The sequence below is a fragment of the Paenibacillus sp. Marseille-Q9583 genome (assembly GCF_976954365.1).
Genome location: NZ_CDRJTB010000027.1, coordinates 28,056 through 50,332, shown reverse-complemented (window position 1 = coordinate 50,332; position 22,277 = coordinate 28,056). Strand labels below are relative to the sequence as shown.

General features: G+C 46.9%; 18 protein-coding genes. 6 read left to right on the top strand and 12 right to left on the bottom strand.

All coding sequences use genetic code 11. The annotated features are described in order from the left end of the window. Positions 1–211 precede the first annotated feature (211 nt). Complete coding sequence (locus ACWNM1_RS14455; protein ID WP_449601463.1) at positions 212–2,578, bottom strand: MMPL family transporter; 2,367 nt, start codon at positions 2,576–2,578, stop codon at positions 212–214. A 28-nt stretch (positions 2,579–2,606) separates the two neighbouring features. Beyond that, entirely contained in the window at positions 2,607–3,224 is a 618-nt protein-coding gene (locus ACWNM1_RS14450) for a TetR/AcrR family transcriptional regulator (RefSeq protein WP_449601462.1), read from the bottom strand. 574 nt (positions 3,225–3,798) lie between these two features. Here ACWNM1_RS14450 and ACWNM1_RS14445 point away from each other — a divergent pair. Continuing rightward, a complete protein-coding gene (locus tag ACWNM1_RS14445; RefSeq protein ID WP_449601461.1) occupies positions 3,799–3,939 on the top strand; it encodes a TetR-like C-terminal domain-containing protein in 141 nt (46 codons plus the stop codon). Between the two features lie 69 nt (positions 3,940–4,008). Here ACWNM1_RS14445 and ACWNM1_RS14440 read toward each other — a convergent pair whose 3' ends face one another. From ACWNM1_RS14440 to ACWNM1_RS14430, 3 genes are read right to left on the bottom strand one after another with little or no spacing between them, the layout of a single operon-like run. Beyond that, on the bottom strand, positions 4,009–5,274 hold the full coding sequence (locus ACWNM1_RS14440) for an ABC transporter substrate-binding protein (RefSeq protein ID WP_449601459.1): 1,266 nt from the start codon (positions 5,272–5,274) through the stop codon (positions 4,009–4,011). 37 nt (positions 5,275–5,311) lie between these two features. Continuing rightward, positions 5,312–6,151, bottom strand: coding sequence for a carbohydrate ABC transporter permease (locus ACWNM1_RS14435; RefSeq protein WP_076298168.1), 840 nt, complete (start codon positions 6,149–6,151; stop codon positions 5,312–5,314). Then, a complete protein-coding gene (locus ACWNM1_RS14430) occupies positions 6,151–7,032 on the bottom strand; it encodes a carbohydrate ABC transporter permease (RefSeq protein WP_449601457.1) in 882 nt (293 codons plus the stop codon). Before ACWNM1_RS14430 ends, ACWNM1_RS14435 begins: the two co-directional genes overlap by 1 nt. A gap of 175 nt (positions 7,033–7,207) precedes the next feature. Between ACWNM1_RS14430 and ACWNM1_RS14425 the strand changes: the two genes are divergently transcribed. After that, the gene (locus ACWNM1_RS14425) at positions 7,208–7,675 is read left to right on the top strand and encodes a VOC family protein (RefSeq protein ID WP_449601456.1); all 468 of its coding nucleotides are present in this window, start codon (positions 7,208–7,210) and stop codon (positions 7,673–7,675) included. A 2-nt stretch (positions 7,676–7,677) separates the two neighbouring features. Next, positions 7,678–8,376: an SDR family oxidoreductase gene (locus ACWNM1_RS14420; protein WP_449601455.1), complete on the top strand. Its 699-nt coding sequence runs from the start codon at positions 7,678–7,680 to the stop codon at positions 8,374–8,376. Positions 8,377–8,658: 282 nt separating this feature from the next. Here ACWNM1_RS14420 and ACWNM1_RS14415 read toward each other — a convergent pair whose 3' ends face one another. The 4 genes from ACWNM1_RS14415 to ACWNM1_RS14400 all read right to left on the bottom strand — a co-directional run bounded on the left by ACWNM1_RS14415 (position 8,659) and on the right by ACWNM1_RS14400 (position 13,451). Further along, complete coding sequence (locus tag ACWNM1_RS14415; RefSeq protein ID WP_449601454.1) at positions 8,659–9,666, bottom strand: FecCD family ABC transporter permease; 1,008 nt, start codon at positions 9,664–9,666, stop codon at positions 8,659–8,661. Continuing rightward, positions 9,663–10,670: a FecCD family ABC transporter permease gene (locus tag ACWNM1_RS14410; protein ID WP_449601453.1), complete on the bottom strand. Its 1,008-nt coding sequence runs from the start codon at positions 10,668–10,670 to the stop codon at positions 9,663–9,665. Before ACWNM1_RS14410 ends, ACWNM1_RS14415 begins: the two co-directional genes overlap by 4 nt. A 5-nt stretch (positions 10,671–10,675) precedes the next feature. Continuing rightward, entirely contained in the window at positions 10,676–11,623 is a 948-nt protein-coding gene (locus ACWNM1_RS14405; RefSeq protein WP_449601452.1) for an iron-hydroxamate ABC transporter substrate-binding protein, read from the bottom strand. 175 nt (positions 11,624–11,798) lie between these two features. Then, a complete protein-coding gene (locus ACWNM1_RS14400; RefSeq protein WP_449601450.1) occupies positions 11,799–13,451 on the bottom strand; it encodes a helix-turn-helix domain-containing protein in 1,653 nt (550 codons plus the stop codon). A gap of 226 nt (positions 13,452–13,677) precedes the next feature. Between ACWNM1_RS14400 and ACWNM1_RS14395 the strand changes: the two genes are divergently transcribed. Further along, positions 13,678–14,511: a metallophosphoesterase family protein gene (locus tag ACWNM1_RS14395; RefSeq protein ID WP_449601448.1), complete on the top strand. Its 834-nt coding sequence runs from the start codon at positions 13,678–13,680 to the stop codon at positions 14,509–14,511. Positions 14,512–14,698: 187 nt separating this feature from the next. Then, the gene (locus ACWNM1_RS14390) at positions 14,699–15,859 is read left to right on the top strand and encodes a serine hydrolase domain-containing protein (protein WP_449601447.1); all 1,161 of its coding nucleotides are present in this window, start codon (positions 14,699–14,701) and stop codon (positions 15,857–15,859) included. Between the two features lie 35 nt (positions 15,860–15,894). Here the strand turns inward: ACWNM1_RS14390 and ACWNM1_RS14385 are convergent, their stop codons facing one another. Further along, entirely contained in the window at positions 15,895–17,169 is a 1,275-nt protein-coding gene (locus ACWNM1_RS14385; RefSeq protein ID WP_449601446.1) for a helix-turn-helix transcriptional regulator, read from the bottom strand. Positions 17,170–17,280: 111 nt separating this feature from the next. On the opposite strand from ACWNM1_RS14385, the gene ACWNM1_RS14380 reads away from it, so the two are divergent. Further along, on the top strand, positions 17,281–19,545 hold the full coding sequence (locus ACWNM1_RS14380; protein ID WP_449601445.1) for a beta-glucosidase: 2,265 nt from the start codon (positions 17,281–17,283) through the stop codon (positions 19,543–19,545). Between the two features lie 189 nt (positions 19,546–19,734). Here ACWNM1_RS14380 and ACWNM1_RS14375 read toward each other — a convergent pair whose 3' ends face one another. After that, the gene (locus ACWNM1_RS14375; RefSeq protein WP_449601443.1) at positions 19,735–20,943 is read right to left on the bottom strand and encodes an MFS transporter; all 1,209 of its coding nucleotides are present in this window, start codon (positions 20,941–20,943) and stop codon (positions 19,735–19,737) included. A gap of 119 nt (positions 20,944–21,062) precedes the next feature. After that, positions 21,063–22,238 carry a serine hydrolase domain-containing protein gene (locus tag ACWNM1_RS14370; protein WP_449601442.1) on the bottom strand — a complete coding sequence of 392 codons (1,176 nt, stop codon included), beginning with the start codon at positions 22,236–22,238 and terminating at the stop codon, positions 21,063–21,065. Positions 22,239–22,277 lie beyond the last annotated feature (39 nt).

The window sequence follows — 22,277 nt, the reverse complement described above, 5'->3', positions numbered from 1 at the left end:
GATTTCCCTATAACACGTTCCACCTAAGCAACATGGTCCTCTACACTAGAGTCTTTACTCGCCAAACCACCGAAAATCTGTGGAACGTACAACAAGATGTGCTCCGTAAACTACAAATTTAAACTAACAGAAGCTAACTCACCCCACAGGGTAATTTGTTCGTCGATCAATATAGAGAGGAATTCTCTGACACAGGAGAACTGTCCTCTTCTTATTTATTACCTTCTCCCTTGGCATTGAGCATGGCGATTAGCTTATCGCCCTCTACGTCGAGGTTCGGAAGCAGACGGTCTAGCCATTTCGGAAGCCACCAGGCTTTGTCGCCGAAGACGGCCATTACTGCCGGAACGAGCGTCATGCGGATGATGAAAGCATCGATTAGGATGCCAAAGGCCAGTGCGAATCCGATCTGCTTGATCATCGCATCAGGTGCGAAGATGAAGCCAGCGAAGACGGAAACCATGATTACGCCTGCTGCAAGCACGACGCGGCTAGCGAGATCGTAACCGTGAACGACACTGTCGTTGCCATGACGTCCATGGACGTAAGCCTCGCGCATGGAGCTGACCAGGAATACCTGATAATCCATCGCCAGTCCGTACAGAATACCAGTGACCAAAATTGGCATAAAGCTTAGCAGTGGGCCTCCCGTGTCAAAACCAAACAGGGAGTGCAGCCATCCCCACTGGTATACGGCCGTGGTTAGGCCAAAAGTAGCGAGGATACTGAGAATAAAGCCTACCGTCGCCTTGATCGGAACGATGACTGACCGGAATACGAGTAACAGAATAATTAGTGATAGAATTACGATGATGCCAATATACAGGGGAAATGCGTCGGATAGCTTGGAAGACATATCAATATTGATCGCAGTGAAACCGGTCACGCCAAGTGTTACATCATTTGCTGATGCGAGGCTTGAAGCGGGATCACGCAGATCCTGCACCAGATCTCTAGTTTTTGTATCTGTAGGGCCGGTTTTAGGGATTAGACTGATAATAGCAATATCTCCGGTTGCGTTGACGCCCATCGGGGATACCAGCGTGACGTTATCATGCATTTGCAGTTCTTGAACCAGCTTGCCAAGTGTCTGCATTGAAATCTTGTCGGACGGATTGTTTGGTTGGGCCACAAGTAGCAGCGGACCGTTGAACCCTTCGCCGAAACCTTTGGAGATGATGTCATAGCTCTGACGTGCTGGAGTGTCCAGATTTGCCGAAGCGCCAGAAGGAATACCTAGCTCCATTTTGGTTACTGGAATCGCCGTCGTGCTAAGAACCAAGACCACTAGAACAATGATAGCCCAGCGGTATTTTACCGTTGCGTTCGCCCAGCGGTGTGAGAACCCGTGACGGGCTTTGTTCGCGGAAGCTAGGTTCTTTGAACGTGCCTTGGCGGTGCAGATCCGTTCGCCGACCAGACCCAAAAGCGCGGGCAGCAGGGTAAGCGCCAACAGAACAGTGATCAGCACGCTGACAGCAGCAACGAGAGCCATCGTTGATAAGAAGCCGATGCCGATGACCAACATACCGCAAAGGGCGATGATGACGGTCAATCCGGCGAAGAATACTGCACTTCCGGCGGTACCGACCGCTCGGCTTGTTGCTTCCTTGGCACTTAAATTCTCATCGAGAATTAACCGCCGCTGCCGGTTCACGATAAATAAGGAGTAGTCGATACCGACAGCCAGACCGATCATGACTGCGAGAATGGGTGTAATGTCATTCATGTGCACAATATTCGAAAGAGCAAAAGCACCGCCGACGCTAATCGCGACGCCAAGGAGCGCGGTGATCAGCGGCAGTCCGGCTGCAACAATCGAACCGAGTGTAATAAACAGCACAACTGCTGCGACGGCTACGCCGATCGCTTCCGTAGATCCGATGGACGGTGTGCTTTTGAGCGAATCACTCGGAATGGCTGTGATCCCGGAGCCTGCCTGTTCGACTTCGGTTACAGCCTTAATCACGTTATCTGGTACAGAAGAGGGGAGTGATGTCTGCTGAACAGTGAACTGGAATTGGAACAGGGCGATGCTACCGTCGGCGGACAGCATGACGCCGGGAACCGGAGCACCATCAACGATTAGTGGCCCGTAAGGAGCTGCCTGAGCTGCCGCAGTAGCTTGACCCGCAGCGTCTGTCTGACTCGCAGCCGCTGAAGGGTCCGCAGTGGCAGTTTGGCCACCAGCAGCTGCTGTTGGGTCTGCTCCTGCAGCTTGCGCCGCCGCCGCGGCTTGCGCGGCCAGTTCAGCAGGATTGATGATATAGTCCATGCTGTAGACATCATTTATAGCCTTCAGAATCAGTGCTGATCTCTCCGGCGTATCTAGCCGTTCTCCATCAGGCGCGGTGAAGGCAACGCTCGCCTGACCGCCAGCAGCCGCTGGAAGTTCCTTGACCAGCATATCCAGTACTTTTTGCGATTCAGTGCCTTCAATTTTCATTTCCGAACTGGACTGGATGCCATTGATACCAAGCAGGGCGCCTATAACACCGAGAATAAGAATCCAAGCCGTAAGGAAATACCAAGGCTTGGAATAAGCTGATTTACCTAATCGGTAAAGAAATGTAGACATAGTATGGTTTCTCCTTTGTATCTCTAAATTAGAAGCCGTTGCGTAAATATGTAAACATGGAATTCAGATATTGATCGAACGATATGGCATCGGAGTATTCATCCTGCGCTTCACCTGGTAGCATGACGTTTAGACGTCCATCCAGAATCGGCACGAACGCTCCGTAAACGGCACCAGCAAGAAGATGTGTATATCCGTCGGCATAGCGTCCATGAGTGAACTGTTCGAGCACTTCCTGAGCGGCAATCTGCAGGCGGCGGAATACGCTGAGGATATAAGGCTCTAGCGACTGGTACTGATTAGCCAGCGATACGAACTGCCGCAATTGATACAGGAACTCGGAAGTAAACTGCAGCTTGAACAATTTATATAGGGCATCCAGCGGTGTTGCATCTGGTGGCAGGTCCTCGAATAACTTGCTTTGACCCTCTCTTGAAGAGTTGCTGATAAAATATGCGGCTACCGCCTCCTCTTTACATGAGAAGTAGTTGGCAAAAGTCCGCCGGGAGTAGCCGGCCTTCTGGACAACGTCGTCGACGATGAAGCCGTCCATTCCTAGTTCAAGCGCAAGCTCGAAGGCGGATTTGGCTAAGGCATAGGCCGTAGCTTCTTTTTTTTTGTCACGCAGCGTCTGTTTGGGGTTCAAGTTATATGTGATCTCCTTTCTTAAGTACAGAGGACATTCTGTGCTCTATTTTCTATTTTTATATTATTGCCCAAAGGGCAAAATTGCGCAATGGGCAATTTTTAGATCATTTAGGCCATGCAATAGAGAATGAAACGAGTGGAGGTTATATTTAGGATACAGGGTAGTGAGCCGCCCGAGCTTGTAAGCAAGGTAGTTGTCAGACTTAAAAGAGATCAGCAATGATTAACATCGCTGATCTCTTTTGCAAGTTGGTTTAAATAGTGCTAATTGCTTCTATATTAAGCTTCTTTAGCAATAATTTTTTTGAGCTTCACTTCGGGTTCTTGCTCCGGATCAGGCGCTTGCCCAACATGTTTAATGAAGAAAGAGAGCAGCAGCCCAAGAATGCCGATACCAACAATAATAGATAGGAATCATTGATCCCTTGAATGGAAGCTTCCATAATCATATGTTCTTGTGTTCCGTTCTATGTGCTGCCCGAAGCCAGCATCTCCTTCATATGTGTTGTAGTACGGCTTGTCATTACAGTGACAAGTAGGGAAGTCCCCACGGCGCCAGCCGAGAGAGTAAGATGAATAACACAGCGCAACACATTGCCGTTTGGTACGGTTCAGCAGCCTTAATTGGCACAGTTATTTCTTGGCTTCGAGATGACATGCCCTACACGCCGGTGTATCTTGCCAGACAGATTAGTATGCTGCGTGCCAACTAATCAAATGAATACGATCAAAAGAAAAAGCCGCGCATTATTGCGTGGCTTTTGATGTACAGAGCGGGTAACTCACTGCACACTGAGATTATCCCAGTTGACTTGGAATTCCTTCAGCATGCCTTCTTTGGTCAGCTTGCCACCGAGATACCCTTGGATGCTGCTGGATAATTCCTGCGGCATCCCGTTCGGCAGACGGGTCCAGTTCCAGGTCAGCGCTTGATCCTTATCGGTATAGGTCAGCACCTCGGCGCCCAGCGCTCCAAGATCTTCTTCGGTGCCCTTAATGCTGTCGAGCGCAGGGATGAACTGGAATTCCTTAGTGATATACTTTTTCCCAGTCTCGGAGGTGACCAGCCAATCCAGGAAGACCTTGGCTTCCTCCTTAACGGGGGAGTTTTTATTGATCACCCAATTGCTTGGCACGCCTACATACAGCTTGTCATTGTCTTCGGGGGTGTCATCAATGGGCATCGGTAGGATACCCAGATTTAGATTAGGATCGATGCCGTCGATCTGTCCTTGCGTCCAGTTGCCCTGCTGCATCATCGCGGCTTCTCCGCTCGCTACCATTGTGACTTGGGTATTATAATCGGTCGAGAGTGGATTCTTGTTGCCATACTCTACAGTAAGGTCCAGCAGGTCGATCCATTTGGAGAAAACCGGGTCTCCAGCGAAAGTTTTGGTGCCGTCCGTAAGTCCGGCGATAAATGCTTCGGGATCTGGCTGCTGGGCGAAAGCTACGTTCACATTATGATTGCCGAGCACGAACCATTCCTGATATCCATTTGCAAAAGGTGTGATGCCTGCTGCCTTTAACTTCTCGGAGGCTTCGCGCAGAGCGGTTAGAGTTAAGGGTTTCTCGGTGATGCCTGCTTTCTTAAACAGGTCCTTATTATAGATGAAGCCGTATCCTTCGAGATTCATCGGCATGCCATAGAGCTTGCCATCTGCGGTCATCTGTTCTGCAGCTAGGGGCTTTACATCCTTGGCCCAAGCTTCACCGCTTAAATCCTCCAGATATTCCATCCACATATCACGTTCATTGTTGCCGCCGATGGTGAAGATATCCGGTTCATCTCCAGATGAGAACTTGGCGCGTAGGGAGGCGCCGTAATCGGTCCCGCCACCCACGCTTTGCACCTCCAGCTTAATATCGGGGTGTTCCTTCTCAAATTCAGTCTTAAGCGAAGCTAGCGCTTCAGATATTTCAACCTTGAACTGGTAGATGTGCACAGTTTTAACTCCATTCGCATTGTCGCTGTTATCTCCGCAGCCGGCTGTCAGACCAGCCAGCAGCAGGGAGCATGCGAGGAGAATTCCACGTTTGGTTCTCATATTCATCATCCTCTCTGGCTGAAAATAACATGTATCGTTAGCCCTTTACAGAGCCTTGGGCAATGCCTTCAATAATATATTTTTGCATCGCTAGGAAAAAGATGACCACGGGCGTAATCCCGAGCACAAGTCCCGGAAGTGCCAAATCCCATTGCTTCGTATATTGTCCGAAGAAGCTATAAGTGGCGATGGGAATGGTGCGAAGCACCGGGTCCTGCAGAATAAGCGAAGGCATCAGGTAATCGTTCCAGATCCACAGGGTATTCAGAATAATGACAGTGACAATAATCGGCTGCATGAGCGGAAGCACAATCCGGAAAAAGGTACCATAAGGACTGTTGCCGTCTACTCTCGAAGCCTCCTCAATATCAAGAGGTACCGATTTGACGAAGCCATGGAATAGAAACACAGTCATCGGGGCGCCAAATCCAAGATACGCTAAAATCAAACCTGCGGTTGAATCCATGACGCCCAGACCGCTAACAACTTGCACCAGCGGGATCATGATCGCCTGAAACGGAATAACCATAGCGGCCACTAAAGCGATATAAAGTATGCGGTTATATAAGCTGTTATTGCGGACCATTTTGTAAGCGCACATAGAGCAGAGGAACGCTAGCAGAATATTACTAATCACCGTGATAATAAAAGAGTTCATAAAGGCACGAGGAAAATTGATAGCTTTCCAAGCTTCGGCGTAGTTGCTCCACTGGAATACGGAGGGCAGCGCAGCGGAATCCGAAAGAATCTCACTATAGCTTTTAACCGAGTTAGCAAGCAGAAAGTAAAACGGTACTAGGAATAGAAGGCCCAGCAGGATCACAATTACTTCGACCAGAAGCAGGGGCACATTGAATTTCTTGGCGGTAGTCTCCATTACAGCTCCACCTCTCTTTTCTTGGTTGCTCTAACCTGTAGCAGGGAGATTGCGGCCACAATGATGAAGAAAATCATCGCTTTCGCGGAGCCCATCCCGAATCGGCTAATAGTATAGGCCTCATTGTAAATATTTAACGCTACAGATTCGGTAGCTTTGAAGGGACCACCCTTGGTCAGCGACAGGTTAAGATCGAACAGCTTAAACGACCAAGAGATAGAAAGGAACAGACAAACGGTTACTGCTGGCATAACCAGCGGGATGGTGACATGGCGTAAAGCCTGAAAGCGTCCGGCACCATCCACTTTTGAGGCTTCAATCAGGCTTTTGGGAACGTTGTTGATTGCAGAAATGTAGATGACCATTAGGTACCCTGCATTTTGCCAGACAAATACGATCACAATCGCCCAGAAGGCCGTCCCTCCGGTGCCCAGCCACGGAAGATTAAAGAAGGACCAGCCCGTAGCCTGTCCAATCGAGGAGAATCCTCTGACAAAAATAAACAGCCAGATGAACCCGAGCAATAGCCCACCAATGACATGAGGGACAAAAAAGACCGTTCTCAGAACATTGCGCGTGAACAGCTTGCGGGTCAGTACATAAGCGAGTGCGAAGCCGAGCAGATTGGTCAGTACCAGACCGAAGAAAGTGAACTTCGCCGTGAACCAGAATGAATGAAGAAAGGAAGGGTCCTTTGTGAAGATATGTAGATAATTCCGGAGTCCGGTCCACTCCACATCACGTGAGATTCCGTTCCAACTGGTAAAAGAATAATAGAGTCCTAAAAAGAAAGGAATCAGCACAATCATAAAGAAAAACAAGGAAGTCGGCCCGACAAAAACAAACTGCTGCATCAGGCGTGATCTTTTTCTATGGTCCATCGTTCCTCACCCCTTTTGGTTAATGTAAACTTTTCATTCTATAACCGGATTGGTGATTAAGCGAAACAAACATACTTGAAATTATCGCTGTTCAGAATGATTTCAACACAGGCTTGACAGCCCTTTCAAAGAATCGGTATGGTGGACTTGTCAGACTAATAGGGGGTTGATGCGCATGTCAGGATTGCTAGGCAATCATTTTGTTACCCAGATTGGAATATTGGTGAATGATGTTGAGAAGGTAAGTACGGCATATGCGGAGTTTTTTGGACTCAAAAAGCCGGAAATTATCGTTACAGATACAGAAGATGTTGCACAGACACGGCATAATGGCGTGGCTACGCAGGCGCGGGCTAAGCTAGCTTTTTTTGATATGGGCTCTTTGCAGCTGGAATTGATTGAACCGGATCATGAGCCGAGTACGTGGCGGGATTACTTGAATGAACATGGTGAGGGACCTCATCATATTGCTTTTATAGTTGATGGAATGAAAGAAAAGATAATACTGCTAGAAGGAAAAGGCTTCCCGCTCCAGCAAAAGGGTGAGTATACCGGGGGGCGTTATGCTTATATGGACACTTTCAAGGAGTTAAAGGTGATTGTAGAGCTGCTAGAGAACGATAAGGATAACTGGGAGGAATAATTATGAATATTATCATTACCGGTGCTGGTCGTGGACTAGGTTATGAACTGGCTGCTGAAGCGCTGAAGCGTGGCCATGGAGTTATTGCTGGGGTTCGCCGTCCCGCTCAGGAACAAACAGCGCTATCCCAGCTTGCTGAAACTTATGGAGATAAGCTTACCATCGCTGCGCTGGACGTGACGGACGAGGCGGGAATCGCGGCACTTGCTGCGAGTCTACAAGAACAAGGACGGACGCTCGGTGCCATTATTAATAATGCGGCGGTGCTCAGCGCACGTGATACATCGATTGAAGCGTTGGATTTCCAAGATATGCGCACAACGATGGATATTAATCTGTATGGACCAATGCGGGTGGTTAAGCATTTCTTGCCGCTACTTACGGAACCTGAATGCTCGATCATCAATATATCGTCGGAAGCAGGAAGTATCACGAATGCTTATCCGAACGACTATCCTTATGGCATTTCCAAAACGGCGCTCAATATGTTCTCACAGCAGCTGCATGTGTATGTAAAAGAACGCGGGATTCAAGTGCTCAGCGTGCATCCCGGCTGGATGCATACGGATATGGGCGGGGCAGAGGCACCGACAAATCCAAATCATAGTGCCGAGGGGATCCTAGACCTGATCGAGAAGCGAACTACACCGGAAGGTCATTTCATGTTTGTAGATTATACGGGTAAGGATATGAAGATTTAGGTGATATATAGGCTGAACTAAAGTTGCGAACAAAAATCTCAGTAGTCACTGCGGTGAATCATTGGACTTCCGGCCGTTGTTGTCCCCAGATTTCTTGATTGAACCGCTCGTCGCGGTGGAAATCTGGGGACAAAGACGGTCGCTAGCGCTCCTGCAGTTCCAATATTCCCCTCCGATCCTTCTCGCTATTCGTTATAATCTTTTATTCAGCCTATATAAATAGGAGTGGCAGTAGAAAGAACCTCGGTAATTGTGCCGAGGTTCTTTTGTCTAAACAACTGCTTATTTCTTAAGCAATAAATAAGCGAAATAAGGTACGCCGATTAGCGACACCATGATCCCTGCCGGAATGCCGTCAGGATCGACGAGATTGCGGCCAACGGTGTCCGCGATCAGAAGTAGCCAGCCGCCCAGCAATACAGCGACGGGAATAAACATCTGATTGCGCGGGCCGACTAGCGATTTCGCAATATGTGGAGCCATCAGTCCGATGAAGGCGATCCCGCCTGTGACAGAAACCGCGGAGGCGGAAGCTGCAACTGCCGTGAGAATTAGAACGATACGTTCACGTTCGAGATTCAGCCCGACACCAATGGCAGAGACTTCACTTAGGCTGAGCAGGTTGAGTCGCTGTGCTTTGTACAGGGTAAAGGGAACTAGTAAGATCAACCAAGGCAGTAAAGCCCAAATGAATGGCCAATCTGTACCCCATATATTCCCTGCGATCCATTTTGCAATAAAATCTACCTTGGCACGATCCGCGGACGAAATGATCACGATCATAACGCCAGACAACGCTAGGGAGAACCCTACCCCAACGAGCACCAACCGAACAGGATCAAGCCCCTTAGTACGACTATATGAAAATAGATAGATTAACGCTGCCGTAAGTAAAGCCCCTATAAAAGCAACCAGCGGCAGCGCATAAATGAATGATCCAGCGCTAACCGGGAAAAAAAGAAAGAAAACAGCGACAGCCACACCCGCGCCAGAGTTGATACCAATAATACCGGGGTCGGCTAGATCGTTTCGTGTAACGCTTTGCAGAATGGAACCGGATAACGCCAAGGCCATGCCTGCCAGCAGTGTAATCAGAATCCTCGGCAATCTTACAGAGAATAATACAAAGTCCTCTTTAAAGGTTCCATGCCCGAACAGAACCGGAAGCAGTCTGTCAAAAGATAGGGAGGAGTATCCGATTCCCATGCTGACGATTGCTGTTAGCAGAATCAATCCGGTGCATACACATAGGATAATACGTTGCTTTCGCACGGGTGCAGAGGAAATCATGAGAGTGTTTTACCTCCTTTCCGAACAACAAACAAGAAGAAAGGTAGCCCAAGCATAGCTACGACGGCGACCACTGGCGTCTCATAAGGTGCATGGATTGTCCGTCCAATTGTATCCGCGAGAAGCATGAACGATGCACCCGTAAAGATCGATATCGGCAAAATATACCGGTAATCGGTACCGACAATTTTACGGACAATATGCGGAATCATCAGCCCTACAAAAGCCATATCCCCAATTAGAGCGACCGATGCTCCAGTCAGCAGAATAATAAGAGTGAATAGTATCCCTTTAACCATAGCGAGATTTTGTCCTAATCCGATGGCTACCTCGTCACTTAAGCTGAGAATGGTTAACTGGTTTGAAAATATTAATGCCACCACAATGCCGATGAGAATAACGGGTGCGATAGCCTGAAGCTGACCCCAGGTTGTACCGATCAATCCACCCGCTGTCCACATCGATACATCCTTGGATATTTTGAAGGCAATGTTTATGCCACTTGAGATAGCATACAGAAAGGCAGATACCGCTGCACCGGCGAGTACGATTCGAATCGGAGAGAAGCCACCTTGGCGCACAGAACCGAGAACAAGCACTAGCACGGCTCCTAGGGCAGCGCCAAAGAAACAAGCAATCATGGTACCAAAATAATTCAGTCCCGGCAGAAATACAAACGTAAGAGCCAGCGCCATATTCGCGCCCGAGGTCAGACCGAGCAGGCCTGGGTCGGCTAATGGATTGCGTGTAACCCCCTGCATGATAGCACCGGATACGGCGAAGGCAGCACCGATCAGCATGGCGGCGAGTTCGCGAGGCAGGCGGATCTCACGCAGAATAAGAACATTGTCTGCCTTTGAATTTGAGGTGATGGCAAGCCACAGATCATTGAAAGTGGTTTCTTTAGCCCCGAATAGCATAGCAATCACGAGGCATATAACCATTACCAGCACGCTACCAAGCAGCTTATATAAAAATGGAATGGAAGTTTGCTTCGTAGTCATTATCTTTATTTTCCAAGAAATTGTTGTTCAAAGAATTCCAACTGGTACTCAAGGCTAAGCGGATCGTTAAAATAGAATGCTTTTGCATCAGCCTCGAAAACACGATTGTTTTTGACGGCAGGGATGCTCTTGTAGATTTCTGTATTCTGGAAGGAATTATCTTCATCCGCATTTTTACTGAAAATAACGTAATCGCCCAGATAATCCTTCAGCACTTCTGTCGAGACAGCAAAGAATCCATCCATTTTGGTGCTTTCTTTTACTGTTTCTGGCATGCCAAGCTTGAAGTCCCCATAGAGGAGTTCAGTTCCGCGGCCAAAGTTATACCCATATACATACAATTGCTTATTAAAGGTCTCAATAACAGAGACAGTTGCATTATCACCGATCTTCGCTCTGATTTCTTCACCCGCTTTTTTGGTGCGGGCACTAAAATCATCGACCCAAGCTTGAGCTTCTTTTTCTTTGTTCACCAATTTGCCGACTTCCAGCTGTTGGGTTAAGTAATCCACTTTATTATAAGTATAAGTAACGGTTGGTGCGATTTGCTTGAATTTATCGATATTCTTAATATCGGAGAGCCCGATGATCAGATCCGGCTGCAGTTCAATGATTTTCTCCAGACTTTCATCGCTAACCGCTTCTACGTCTTTTAGTTGCTCTTCAAAGCGTGGGTTAGTTTTGGACATTTCATCTACGCCCACAACAGGTACACCCAGTGCCATGACATTACCTGTTAAAAAACGGGTGAGTACAACAACACGCTGAGGATGTGTTGGAACCTCAACAGGTCCATCTTCGGATTGATAAGTAAAAGTCGCACTTTCTGACTCCGCAGCAGGAGTAGAAGATGGGCTGTTTGTAGGACTAGCATCATTCTTCGCCTGATTTCCCCCACAAGCACTAAGTGCAATCCCCATAATAAGTACAAACGGAATAAATATCTTTCTCATTAAATAATTCTCCCCTTTTTTGTATGACAGTGTTACTTTGAACAATTCAAACAGTGTAAATCAATCTTCAGCCTATGCCTTAGAGTGATTATGAGAATCATTCGCATTTGTAATCATTATAGGGATCACTTATGTGCCTAACCATGCCTTTTTGTTGGAAAAAAGACTTGGACTATTATTTGCCTCCGAATAAAGCTAACGCTCGTCCTAGTTGTAAGCGAATCGAAGCCGGGTTATAAGGCACCCAATCATCCAGATCAAGTAAATGGACTTTCTTCTGCTGCACTGCGGGAAGCTGGTTCCAATAAGGGGATTGAAAGATCGCTTCAGTATGCGCAGTAGAGCCTTTGGCATCCGGAAATACAATGACTAAAATTCGGTCTCCTGCATAATCTGCAAGATCTGAAACCCCGATCGAAATCGAATGGAACTGGTCTCCCAATCTTTTTATCTCGTTGTCAATCAAGGTCGGTGCTCTAAGTCCAAGGGATTGGTACATCACATAACCTACATTCCTTGCTCCGTAAACGAGTAGCTCCTCAGGCTTGATTACCAGAATGGTGATGATATCGTTAGCGGCTGTGCTCTGCTGTACTATTTCACGGGCTTCTAGCTCTTCTAGTTCAAAATCCTTCAGCCACTGCTCCGCCCGTTCACTCCGCTGAATGGCTCGGCCGATTAGGCGTAACTGATCTTTCCAGCCGATTTCGTTCCAAGAGATCTCCATAATAGGTGCTACCGCTCGCAGCTGCCCGGCCTTCAATCCGTATTCCTCCAGATGTTCTTTGGCCGCAATAATCAGTTCAACGTTGGCATCAAGTAATAGCGATCTGATCTGTTCAGCCGAGCTGTTTGTATTGATAAACTTCATCGACTGCGGTGGCTCCTGATCCGAAAGATTCAAATATTCACTACTTTCAGAGATGGTTACCGCAGGTTCTAAGCCAAGTAACAGCAAATGGCTTGCATAAGGGGTAAGCATTACGGCAACTCGCTGGAAAGAGCTTCGGCTGTAACCAGACGGAGATGCACCTGTCTGCAGCTTAAAACGACGACTGAGATAAAATTCATCCTTATAGCCTACCTTTAGCGCAATTTCCCTAAGCGTGCCTGAACCGTTAAGCAAAAGCTCCTTGGCACTATGAACCCGTAGCCGCGACAGATATTCGCTCTGGCTGAAGCCTGTCACCTGCTTAAACAGCGTTGAATAATGCGAGATGCTTACACCCGCAATGGCGGCTAAGTGCTCACGTGTTATTTTTTCGCTAAAGTGATTTTCCAGGTAAGAAATACTCCGTTCCATCGATGGTTGCTCGTTAACTGTATATCTGGCTTCCTGCTGTTCGAGCAATTGTAGAATAATCTGATGAAAGAGCATTTGATTCTGTACATGGCGTGTTTCTCGATCTGGCAGTCGGTGAAGATACAATTCCCTGACACTGGATACAATGGTAGGCTCATAAGGAAACAACAGCATATTTAAACTCGAAGCCATTTCGCTTTTCCGTATCATCGCACCGCCAGGTATAGCCTGAGTCTGCTCTTGAATCCAGATGGTGAGCTTATAGGCATGAAGCGGCTGCTGGAGATTTGTAATTAAAGAGGCATGAGTATTAGCGGGGAGAAGGATTACGCTTCCTTCCGTAAGCTCATAAGTCAGATTATTGACCTCAAGGCTCCCTTTACCAGCGGCCACTGCCAATAATGCGGTTAGATTCTCATGAATCTGAACTCTTGGTAGATTTGAGGTCCCATACATCGATTGAATGCTGCCAGCGTTATATAAAGGAAAATGAGATTCGGCCCATTCCGGGATAACGTTATTCAAAATAAGGCCTCCGTTACTTGAATATTTTCAAACTATAATGCTATGGATTGAACGGTATTATTGACGTCTGTGGAACTAATTATAACATCTTACCTTTTTAGATAAGCCTGTTAATTATCTGCCCTATATATTCTTTTTAAAGGATACGTCTGTCCAAGAGAAAGCATATTGGATCGAATATATATACTACCAGGTATTCTTTATTCATTTTAAAGAGGTGATTAAGATGAAAAAGCAGATAACCTCCACTAAGAAGCGAAGGCTTCTCGCCAGTCCTAAGCCCAAACGTAATCTGAATTCTAAAGCAACAGCCCAGACTATCAACTTCGCGGTTATTGGGGATAGCCATGTGGGATATGGGAATAGCGCAAGCATTTTTAGAAATCTTTTGCCAAAGGCTGTAGGGAGCGGGAATAAGAGGTTTGTTATTTTTGGAGGAGATAACACGCAAGCGGGAGCGAATCATGGAAATAATGCAAATGCCTATTACAAGGACTTCAAGGATACAGTAACTAGTACGCTCGGAAGTATCCCCTATAAAGCATCGATAGGAAATTGGGAGGCAAGTACCCAGTCCTTATTCAAGCAATATTTAGGTGCGGTAGAAGGGCAAATGAATTTCCCTGGGACACAGGGTAAGGTGAAGTACGTATGGCTTAATTGTGCTCTGGGTCTGTTCACTCCGGGAAGTATAAATATATTGAAAAATTTAGATGATCAGCATTTTTATATTATTGATTTTCATTGGCCTTTAAAAGTGAGCGGGATCACAGTCGATCCTAGCCATGTATTAAGCGCGGCGGAGACTGCTAAGTTTTTTGCAGCTATTCCTACGAAAGTGAGGGATAAAGTGTTAGCTATTTTCACACATCATGGACATTTGTTTTATCGAAAGCTTACTAATATATATCCAGGTTATACAAATACAAAATTCTTTGTGTGCGGATGTTCGGGTGATTATAAATGTAAGCCGAGTGGTGATCGCGGTTATTACAACGCCACATTAACCATCAATGGGACGGCATTAAATGTCGATGCTTTTAAGGTTGCGGTCACTTAGTGAAGAAGTGGATGCGTAAAAATAAAACGCTAATTTTCGGGAGAAAACCGAGATTAGCGTTTTTCTTTTATTAAAATAGCCCATTAATCAAGGAGTTACAGGTAAATAGTAAGTAAGCAGGATTACTTAACATATTTGTATAATAGTTTATATATGTATTGAATAAATTTATTTAGGAGGGCTACCCATGAAAGAACTATTATTTCATTCTTTAGAACAGGCGGGTGTGTCGGCTTACGGTGTAGAGCGCATACGTATAGCAGCTGCACAAATGGTTGAAGACAACATCACACCGGCACAAGTTATTGTTGCTGCGAGAAAGGGGACGCTACTGGTCCATCAAGCGAACGGGAAATTCGGTCCGGAGCCGGGCGCAGCGGAATTAACTGTAGATGCTATTTATCCACTGTGTTCCATAACAAAACTGTTTACGGCAACCGCTATAATGATGTTAATGGAACAAGGAAAGATTGGTCTAAACAGACCTGTTTCCGATTACATCCCCGAATTTACAGGTGAAGGCAAAACTAAGGTATGCGTGCATCACTTACTGACACATACCTCTGGCCTGGAAGGTGAGGTGATTTGGCAGAATGGACAAGCGAAACAGGAACAAGGGGATTACCCTCCACACGAACCTAATCAAGATCCTGATCAGCATAAGTACTTGTATGGCGGTTATGATGCACCGCTTAGTAACGAACCTGGTACGGTCATGTCTTATTGCGGGTATGGCTATGAGCTGTTGGGTGAAATCATCCGGCGCGTTAGCGGACAAGCTTATGATGTATTCGTAAAGGAAACTATTTTTCAACCGCTTGGCATGGAAAATACATATTTTCGGGTGCCGATAGAAGTACGGGACCAAGTAGTTAGACGTGCACCAGAAGCAGCGTGCGCGGAATGGGTGGACAGCGAGTATAATTTGAATTCCGTATCTGCGGGGGGCGGCGCTTACTCCACGGCTATGAATTTGGCTGTCTTTGGCCAGATGTTTCTTAACGGCGGGATATATAACGGAGTACGATTTCTTAGTCCGGTAACCGTAAAAGAAATGACCCGCAACCAAATTCCAGGCGTATCCTCTCAATATAGAGACGAGGTTTTTCCAGAAGCGTATTGGGGGTACGGATGGGCGATTAACGGCTCGAAGCGTGATGGTGGAGATTTGTTCTCTCCAGAAGCCTATTCACACTGGGGCGCGGCAGGTCCTTTCCTCTGCGTTGATCCGATTTATCAGACAGTTACGGTGCATTTATCCGTAGAGCTAGATCACCAGAAGCCATTTAAAAATATGTATGTGGATTACTTCAATAATACTGTTCTGGCAGCCATCACTGATCTTTAATCCTCTTTTTAGTTTTTTTGTCGTGTCATCTATACTTAAAGCGTGCTTTCCCAGTTTCTTCTGAATTGTTTAGGGGTGGTGCCAGTATATTTCTTAAACACTTTGGTAAAATAGCTCTGGTCATTGAAATGTAGCCTCGTAGCGATATCAGATAAGCTAATGCCCGGTAATTCGATTAATCGTTTGGCTTCTACAATCCGCTCGAATTGAATAAAATCACTGATCGTGAATCCTGTTTCCTTCTTAAATAATAGGGAGAGATAGCTTCTGTTCAATCCAGCGACTTCAGCCAGCTTATCTAAGGAGAGTTCCTCATATAAGTGATTAAAAATATAGTTCTGACAGAGAGCCACGGTGCGCGAAAGTTTCGCCATCCGGCTCTCTTTGACATGGTCAGCGAAATCGCAAAGCGCATTAAGAATAGCATGATCTACAGCGGGAACATCCTTTAGTTCTTCGATATGCTGGATATGAAAGTCGCTGAGGGTATAAGAAATCTCCCAATACAGCCCTCCATCTATAGCTGCACGAGTAGCGAGCGTAATACAGGATATCGCCAGATTTTTTTTGTTGCGTAAATGGCTCTTCTTGGAGAGAACTCCATAATTGTCTTCAGGGAAGGTTGCTTGGACACGAAGTAGCTCTGCTTTATTTCCATTTTTGATATGGTGAAATAGAGCTTTTTCCAGCATGGGTTCGTGGTGCAGCCATGTATTCTCACGTCGATAGGAAACATCCAAGTCCAAACTGCCTGCGGGAGGCTGTTTATGTTCAAGAGTTCGGGAGTCGAGTAGCAGTTCGCTAAGAGATAACGTCTTTCCGGTGACGAGCGAGTACATCAGCATAGCGGTATGGTAGAGTCTCATTCTATTCAGTACAGTCAAGCTGCGGTAGTATTGCATCCACTGCTCGTGAAGTCGGAGTGGAACCTCATGGTCGCGCATCAGACTTGCCATATTATCCTCTGAAAGTTGAGTATACAGTGTAGGACCGATCACAATGCTTCTCCCGTAACTGCAGTCTGAGGGCAGATAGAGAAAGATGTAATTCTCTAGAAAATTAGTGGTGCAAATGATCGGTATAGAGAAAGTTGAGCTATCGTGTTTAGAAATGTTCTCGCTTTTAGTAGAATCTACAATTTCTGAGAGTAGCTCATTGATGTTATGAACCCACGGGGCGCTCTCTGAAGAGGAAGGCAGCGCTAGCTCGATTCTCCGATTGGCGTCTAGCAGAAACACAGGAATTTGCAGCGATTCATACAACACTTTACAAATATATTGAGCGCCTTCATGATCGTCTAAATGATTCAATATTTTTCAGCCTCCTTGCCCAACCAGAATACCAAAAATACAATAATAATGCCATAAATGCAGCGTGAAGTAGATTAAAATGGGAATAGATACATTCAGAGGAGGTATTTTATGAAAACCAACATTCATGAACTCATATCACAAATGACCCTTGAGGAGAAAGCAGGACTCTGTTCGGGGCTTGATTTCTGGCATACGAAGGGCGTCGAACGACTCGGAATCCCCTCTTTAATGGTAACGGACGGACCCCATGGCTTACGCAAGCAAAAAGAGAGCGCCGATCACCTCGGACTCCATAACAGTGTACCCGCGACTTGTTTTCCTTCAGCAGCAGGGATGGCTTCTTCCTGGGATCGGGATTTAATCGGGCGTGTAGGTAAAGCACTCGGGAAAGAGTGTCAAGCAGAGAACGTTGCTGTTCTGCTCGGACCGGGAACAAATATTAAGCGCTCCCCACTGAATGGTCGTAACTTTGAATATTTTTCGGAAGACCCTTATCTTTCTTCGGAGATGGGTGGGAATCATATTAAAGGTGTGCAAAGTGAAGGGGTAGGCACCTCGCTTAAGCATTTCGCCGCTAATAATCAGGAGCACCGGAGAATGTCTGTTGATGCTGTTATTGATGAGCGGACGCTGCGGGAGATTTATCTGGCTAGCTTTGAAGGCGCAGTTAAGCAGAGTCAGCCATGGAGCGTGATGTGCTCTTACAATCGGGTAAATGGTGAATATGCCTCTGAGAGTGAATTTCTCCTGACAAAGATTCTTAGAGAGGAATGGGGCTACGAGGGATTCGTCGTTTCCGACTGGGGAGCGGTTAATGAACGGGTGAAGGCTCTACAAGCAGGACTGGAGCTGGAAATGCCGTCAACCGGAGGCATTGGTGATGCCAAGATTGTCGCAGCGGTACAAAGTGGCGAGCTGTCTGAAGAAACGTTAGATCTTGCAGTGGAGCGGTTACTTACATTTGTTTTTAAGGCGGTGGAGAACCGCAAAGATAATGCTTCATTTAATGCTGATGAGCATCATCGTCTGGCTCGTGAAGTGGCGCGGGAGAGCATGGTTCTACTTAGAAATGAGGAAGGCATTCTGCCGCTGTCAAAGCAAGGAACGATTGCGGTCATTGGCGAGTTTGCTAGAAATCCGCGTTATCAGGGCGGGGGCAGCTCACATGTGAATCCGACGAAATTGGACGATGCTTTTGAAGAGATGAAGGCCCTTGCAGGTTCTGCCGGACTGCTATATGCGCAAGGATATGAACTTAATCATGACGGGATTAATGAAGCTTTGCTACAAGAGGCACGGGATACAGCGGCAAAAGGGGATGTAGCCGTATTGTTCCTTGGACTTCCGGATAATTATGAATCAGAGGGTTATGATCGCAGTCATTTGTCGCTTCCAGAGAGCCATAAAGCGCTGATCGATGCAGTGTCCGAGGTGCAAAGCAATATCGTTGTCGTACTCAGCAATGGTTCACCCATAGAAATGCCTTGGATTTATAAAACGAAGGGTATTCTTGAAGGTTATCTAGGCGGTCAGGCTTTTGGCGGTGCAGTGGCAGATTTACTGTTTGGAGAGGTTAGCCCAAGCGGCAAACTGGCAGAGACCTTCCCGATGAAGCTGAGCGATAATCCATCCTTTCTTAATTTCCCAGGTGAAGGGGATACAGTAGAGTATAAAGAAGGTTTGTTTGTTGGCTATCGTTATTATGATAAAAAAGAGCTTGAACCGCTGTTTCCTTTCGGCTTTGGCCTAAGCTACACAGAATTTCAATACAGCAATTTGAGAATCTCTAAGAGCAGCATAAAAGATACCGAGAACGTACAGGTTACGGCTACTGTCAAAAACACGGGTACTCGTGCAGGAAAAGAAATCGTTCAGCTCTATGTTAGCGATGTGAAGAGCAGCGTGATTCGTCCACTTAAGGAGCTTAAGGGCTTCCAGAAGCTAGTGCTTCAGTCTGGTGAAGAGCAAGAGGTTTCTTTTGAACTGGATAAACGCTCCTTTGCTTATTACAACGTCAACATTGGTGATTGGCATGTGGAAAGTGGAGTTTTTGATATTGCTGTTGGTTCATCTTCACGAGATATTCGTCTGACTGCTTCGATTGAAGTAGAATCGACAGTTCCGCTTGCGTTAAGTTATCATCGTAACAGTACCGTTGGTGATTTGCTAGATAATCCACATACGGCAGATAAAGTAAAGAAATTCAGCAGTGTTTTTGGGTTAGGCGATGCGATGGGCGATAATCCAGAAATGTTCATGGCGATGATGAAATATATGCCGCTGCGGGCACTGATTGGATTCGGCCAAGGGAAATATACGGAAGCAGATTTAGCCAAGGATCTGCAAGAATTTAATGCTTTGGCTGTAGAGTAGGAGATAGAAAAGGCCAAGTCTGATCCGAGAATATATCAAAGATTGATTTATTGACAATCTAATATAAGTAAGCCAGTAGTCCATATTAGTCATATATAATATGCACCACTGGCTTATTTTTTTAAATTTCTTGTTCGGATACCGCTATCCGTAAACTTGATGATAGTGGCATGATTTCATAGGTGGGCCTCAACGCTTCCTTGATGGAAATCCGTATTCTTTAGCGTGCCAGGCTACTAGTAGCGCAAGAATCAATAGAATAAACAGTACCCACGGGAAGGAGCGGACACCAACTGTTTCAATAAGAATCCCACCCATCACGCCGCCACCGCCGATAGCTAGGTTCCATGCCGTCACTAACATCGACTGGGCCACATCTGCACTTTCGCCAGCTGCTTCAGCAACTGCTGTTTGTAGTAAAGTAGCTGCTCCTCCGAACGTCAACCCCCATACAGCAACCACTAGATAGATCACTATGGGTTGGCTGCTGCTAATGCCTAGTGCAATGGACGACAAGGCGAAAGCAGCGAGGCTGTTAAGAACCAATGGACGTAGTTTACGGTCGATCAAAATACCGATGACCCAGATGCCTATAAGCGCAGTAATGCCGAAAATAAGCAGTACCAAGTCAACGCGCTGGGTAAGCCCAGCCTGAGTAAGATAGGGGGCAATGTAGGTATACAGGATGTTATGTGCTAGCACCCATGCCAGAACGACAAACAGTACCGGCCGTACCCCTGGAATAACAAAAACCTTGTAGAGAGGGAGCCGCTTATCAGGAGCCTCCCCTGGATAGTCCGGTAGCTTCCAAAGTACCCAGGCGACCAGCATCAGAGCCAGCAGCGACATGATCCCGAAGATGGAGCGCCAGCCCACAAGGGTGCCAAGAAGTGTTCCGGCAGGGACACCGAGTGCCAGAGCGAGAGGCGTGCCAACCATCGCTACCGCCATTGCTCGTCCTTTGAGTGACTCCGGCACCATGCGCCGGGCATAACCTGCTATCATGCCCCATAAGACTCCAGCGGATACGCCTGCGAAGAACCGAGCTGCCAGCGTAAGTACATAATTGGAAGAAAGCGTGGTGACGGTGTTGAATACAAGAAAACCAAGGATGCACATTAGCAGCAGTGGTCGCCGCCGCCATCCGCGCGTCACAGTGGTTAAAGGAATCGCGGCCAACAGCGAACCAAGGGCATACAAAGTGACAAGTTGACCCGCAAGGGCCTCGGAGACTCCAAGCCCCTCACCTATTTGGAGCAACAAGCCGGCCGGAATCGTTTCGGTAAGAATACAGATAAACCCGGTCATAGCAAGGGCGAGTAATCCTGCCCATGGCAAATGTTCAGAAGAGGGGGTACTGGAGGCACTTTGTGTTGCAGAAGTTGTGTTTTGGATCATTGGAGAAGCACCTCTCTTTAATAATTGTGGAAAATTCAATGATACACACTCGAATAGGGTCTACTAGAAGAGAGCCTAGGCCGGTTCATTCCGGACCAAGGCTCCTTGTGTTTCGTTCTTTAGTTATTACGTCTATCATAAATGGCATCACAAAGGTCAACAGTAAACTGACCCGACATGCCTTCTAGTGCCGTATTAGTGAATGCCACGACACTGAGCCGTTGCTTCGGATCGACGAACCACGAATGACCATAGGTGCCACCCATACGCCATGTACCCGGGGATTCCGAAGTGTCTGCGGCGACAGGATCCTTTAGTACCGTAATGCCTAGGCCAAAGCCTCGTCCTGGCCAAAAGGCCATTGGCAGATCATCGATCTGATTGGTTGTCATATCGTGAACCAGAGACTCCGGTAGCAGTGGTGCTCCACCCTTGCGTAATGTTTCCAGCAGTTGCAAAAAATCCCCAGCACTGCCGACCATGCCGGCTCCTCCAGAATGATAGGCAGTATCGTCAAGTGCACGACCAGGGGCAAGCAGGAATCCAGCCGTTCCCTCTATAAAGGCAATACTGTCGGGATCATGTAAAGGCCGTGGTTCTGGAGTATCATTGGCATAGGAAGTGGTCAGTCGTTCTCGATCGACTGCTATAAAACCCGTGTCGCTCATGCCAAGCGGCTTTGTCACGAGTGAATGTACAGCCTCATTGAGTGGTGTTTCTGTGACCTTTGCAATTACAGCTCCTAGCACATCTGTCGCGATGGAGTATTTCCACTCGGTACCTGGCGTATAGAGAAGGGGAACAGAGGCAAGACGACGTAAGTTCTCCTCCAATGTGATGCCGGACTGATCCATACCATCTGATACCCCTGCTGATTGATAGGAACCATTCTCTTCTTGGAAAAATCGGTAAGAAAGTCCTGCGGTGTGTGTCATCAAATGACGAATCGTCAATGTCGCGAACTCGCCATTGTGTAAACGTGGCCGAAACTCTGGAAGCCAACGATCAACGCGGTCTTCCAGTTGTAGGCGACCTTGCGCAACTAATACTAGTGCTGCGGTTGAAACGATAGGTTTGCTAACTGAGGCGAGCCGGAATAAGGCGTCTTCTTGCATAAGTCTGCTCATCTCTCGATCGGCAAGACCGGCAGCGCGGCTATAAACCAGTTCCCCATCTATCGCCACTTTAATGACAGTACCTACCAGGCGCTTGTCAGCAAGGGTTCGATCAATTACTTCATCGATGCGACCTGATAAACATTCGGTATTTATTTTGTTTGAATCCAATATACTCAACAGTCTTCATCCCTTCGGAATAGTTAAAGTCATGAACAC

Bases quoted from the DNA above. Each gene is read 5' to 3' on its own strand.
- ACWNM1_RS14380 (WP_449601445.1), top strand. From the start codon at position 17,281: ATGAAAACCAACATTCATGAACTCATATCACAAATGACCCTTGAGGAG.
- ACWNM1_RS14440 (WP_449601459.1), bottom strand. From the start codon at position 5,274: ATGAGAACCAAACGTGGAATTCTCCTCGCATGCTCCCTGCTGCTGGCT.
- ACWNM1_RS14390 (WP_449601447.1), top strand. From the start codon at position 14,699: ATGAAAGAACTATTATTTCATTCTTTAGAACAGGCGGGTGTGTCGGCT.
- ACWNM1_RS14425 (WP_449601456.1), top strand. From the start codon at position 7,208: ATGTCAGGATTGCTAGGCAATCATTTTGTTACCCAGATTGGAATATTG.
- ACWNM1_RS14415 (WP_449601454.1), bottom strand. From the start codon at position 9,666: ATGATTTCCTCTGCACCCGTGCGAAAGCAACGTATTATCCTATGTGTA.
- ACWNM1_RS14395 (WP_449601448.1), top strand. From the start codon at position 13,678: ATGAAAAAGCAGATAACCTCCACTAAGAAGCGAAGGCTTCTCGCCAGT.
- ACWNM1_RS14410 (WP_449601453.1), bottom strand. From the start codon at position 10,670: ATGACTACGAAGCAAACTTCCATTCCATTTTTATATAAGCTGCTTGGT.
- ACWNM1_RS14420 (WP_449601455.1), top strand. From the start codon at position 7,678: ATGAATATTATCATTACCGGTGCTGGTCGTGGACTAGGTTATGAACTG.
- ACWNM1_RS14405 (WP_449601452.1), bottom strand. From the start codon at position 11,623: ATGAGAAAGATATTTATTCCGTTTGTACTTATTATGGGGATTGCACTT.
- ACWNM1_RS14455 (WP_449601463.1), bottom strand. From the start codon at position 2,578: ATGTCTACATTTCTTTACCGATTAGGTAAATCAGCTTATTCCAAGCCT.
- ACWNM1_RS14435 (WP_076298168.1), bottom strand. From the start codon at position 6,151: ATGGAGACTACCGCCAAGAAATTCAATGTGCCCCTGCTTCTGGTCGAA.
- ACWNM1_RS14375 (WP_449601443.1), bottom strand. From the start codon at position 20,943: ATGATCCAAAACACAACTTCTGCAACACAAAGTGCCTCCAGTACCCCC.
- ACWNM1_RS14430 (WP_449601457.1), bottom strand. From the start codon at position 7,032: ATGGACCATAGAAAAAGATCACGCCTGATGCAGCAGTTTGTTTTTGTC.
- ACWNM1_RS14445 (WP_449601461.1), top strand. From the start codon at position 3,799: ATGAATAACACAGCGCAACACATTGCCGTTTGGTACGGTTCAGCAGCC.